The organism is Bartonella queenslandensis AUST/NH15 (genome assembly GCF_000312585.1).
GTDB classification, from domain to species: domain Bacteria; phylum Pseudomonadota; class Alphaproteobacteria; order Rhizobiales; family Rhizobiaceae; genus Bartonella; species Bartonella queenslandensis_A.
The window spans coordinates 117,283-120,450 of sequence record NZ_HE998003.1 but is presented as its reverse complement, the minus strand read 5'-3'; the positions used below and the strand labels follow the sequence as shown (position 1 = coordinate 120,450).

At 36.7% G+C, this 3,168-nt stretch carries 1 protein-coding gene; it reads right to left on the bottom strand.

The annotated features are described in order from the left end of the window. Positions 1-256: 256 nt before the first annotated feature. Entirely contained in the window at positions 257-2,821 is a 2,565-nt protein-coding gene (gene bafA / locus BN338_RS05685) for a BafA family autotransporter (RefSeq protein WP_039759906.1), read from the bottom strand. Between the last annotated feature and the right edge of the window lie 347 nt (positions 2,822-3,168).

The window sequence follows — 3,168 nt, the reverse complement described above, 5'->3', positions numbered from 1 at the left end:
TGACGTACAAGAAAATGATTTTGATTGATTCAACATGGAGCAGTTTGGAAGAAGAGAATCTTACGATATTTAGGACTCTCATTCAACACGCAAAACAATACACACTCTTTATAAATTAATCCCTTATCTTAAAAGAGAGTAGAAAAGCATCCTTACCATTTGAGAAGGTCTTTATACTTTCGAGATGACAAAGCGATGTTATCTGTTTAAGCATACAATGACATTTGTAAAGTTAATAAGCCGTATAAAGGTGTACTTAGAAACTATAGCGTAATCCTAAAATACCTTGAAGAGCATTCTTAATCTTATGTCCTTTTAGGTAATATGCTTCCGCATAAAGTGTTAATTTATCATTGACCGAACTGTTTAAACCAATTCCCAATTTACCCGCACTACCTGATAGGTCTGTGATAAATTTATGCTGGTTATTAATTGTCACATAATTATTATTTATATTCTCACGCAACCAAGCTGCCATAATGTAAGCTGTTAATAAAGTTTCTGAATTCACAAAGAATTCATGTCCTGCAGTCAATCCCACTTCACTGCGGAATGAAGTCAATGGTTTTAGATCACCGATCATTCCATTGGAAAGTTTTATTTTTTTACCTTCAACCTGTAAACCTGTTAACTTGATATAAGGCTGCATCCAAGTATTCTGTGCAGGTTCAAAATAACAACCAATCTCAAATGAACCACCTAACGCCCACTGATTGTAATGACTTTGAATCGTTAAATCATTCGTTGAGATGGCTTTCAAATCATCTTGGTAATAATTATATTTCAAAACACCATCCATATACCATCCACGATGATCAAAATAAGTTGCGTAAGTGCCAATACTGTAAGAACTCAAACTACTGTCCCCCCCTCGTGCATGAGAAACACGTACTTGATCATAACTCCCAAAACCACCAACATACAACTCTCCATGCCTTAACTCATTCAACTGATCAACACCAAAGACTAAGCCTGTTTGCCCAAGCTTAAAGTGTGTATAGCCTGTCGCAATGCGTTCTCTGCTCTTAATCGCATAAGTCCATAATTCGATATCTTTCTTATTTCTGTCCCAAATTTTTCTGCCATTCCGTACAATTTGCAACTCATTGTTAAAAATAAGTCCAGGAACTACGGACAACGTTAACACTGCATCTGTAGAGGGGGTCGTTGATGTTTCACCAGGAAAAAAAGGATTTGTAGGATCTGGAATAGAGGTTTCTGGTCCACTGAGGCGGTCTGCAGATAAAAACCAAACTTTTCCATTTTCATCCTTTCTTTCTTTCAGTCCATACATATAAGTTCCACCATCAATGGCGTTAATTTTTTCACCCTTAAGATCTGTCAGCGTAAAATGCGCTCCGCCACTTTTATCCGTAATTAAATCACGCTTATTTGAAAAAGGATCCGTTATTTCAATACCAGAATCAGCAACACTTATCGTATGATTTCCAGCTCCTTTCTCAACCAAGAGATAGTCACCACGATTATGAGCAATCGTGGTATTGAACGCGAAATGTAAATTTCCTGAAAGATTATTCACATGCAGCTGAGAATAATATGGATCAGAACCTGTAAACGCAAAAATAACACTCCCCTCACCACTTAATTGTTGTATTAAAGAGTTTTTTCCATCAAACTCATCAGTAATAGAGTACAGTTTTGTATCTTTTCCATTCAAAATAATATTTTCTACTGTAGTGCGATGTTGATCATTACCGGCATAAAGATGAAGCTGCCCAGAATGATTTACCTGTGTTTTGCCTTCTAAGGTCGCTCCAGCATGCACCCATGATTTTGTTTCATCATTCATTGTTAGATTTTTTACAGATCCGTCAGTATCTATTTCCTGAATAGCGTTCTCATTTAAAGTGACTCCAATGGCCTGACCGCCATTTAAAATACGCTGTTTACCACCACCAAAAACCTCTGTGTCAAAGGCAAAACCACCATTTTTTGCACTTTGAGATTTTTTTCCAATCTCTTGTACGCCCCCTCGCATGACCTTCGTATCCCAAACTTTCCCTCCATCATATACTTTTTGTTGGCCTAGTGCTTCATCTTGACCATAAATGACAGTATGAGAAGCACTACTTCCTTTAACCTCTCCTCCAACATCTCCCTCCCCGAAAACAAGCTGCTCACCACCATAAATTTTAGTGCCCTCTACTTTTCCTCCATTTCCAACGCTTTGTTGTCCGCCTTCTTTAACGACAGCATTTTTCGAAAAGCCTTGCTTTCCCTTTAAAGCCTGAACATTTTCAATTCCACCATGTTCAATTTTACTATCCTCACTGAGACCTCCTGCATACACATAAAGCTCTGCACCATTCCTTACTGTGTTATGAATGGATTGTCCTGGTCTATCAATCTCACCATCATTTGAAATGTAAGCTTTACCTTCATTATCAAGGATATAATTTTCTAACAGTGCCCCATCTTTAATAGAGATAAGTTCAGGCTTTTTAAGAAACGTAGTATTTTGTTCTTGTGCATTATACCCAACATTGTCACGACGACGACTGTCAAACTCCTGTTGACTCGCGAGTACTCTCGTGCCCTTATCCACAGTAAAATTACTAGGCTTTTTTAGAAAACCTAATTCATTGTGCGTTCTTACAATGACATCATGCGATGCTCCAAGGATGCATCTTCCTGTTTTCATATCCTCATTGTATTGATCTTGAAATACTTTGTTATTTTCATAACTTGAAGATTGGCAAAAAAGCGGTGCTCTCCCCTCGTTTGCAGCAGCAGCCTGTACAAAACAGCCGCTCAACATGAGTATCCAAAAATTTCGTTTCCATTTATATTGTATAACCATATCCTCCCCCCTTCACGTCTGCACAGACACAAAACGTAATTAGCTCCACAAAATATATTTTCAATCTTAAATTGTAATAATTCTTCTGAGTAGCCCCATCACTTCACTCAAAAACTGCTCTTTACAATCTCTTAAATGCGTTTTTGATCTAAAATATAAGGGAATTCCTACATTCCTTCAAAGTTTTTTCTTCAAAGAAAAAAGTAACATATCATAAACTATAATATAAAATAGAGTATACCATCTGTCATGAAAAATGAATTTGCATGCTCTGAAAGAGTTTACGCTTCATTAAAGACTTTAAAAACAATTATACATTTAAAGATAACTAAAAAATAACCATATAG

What these genes read in the sequence shown, in the direction of transcription:
- bafA (WP_039759906.1), bottom strand. Translation starts at nt 2,821, where the DNA reads ATGGTTATACAATATAAATGGAAACGAAATTTTTGGATACTCATGTTG.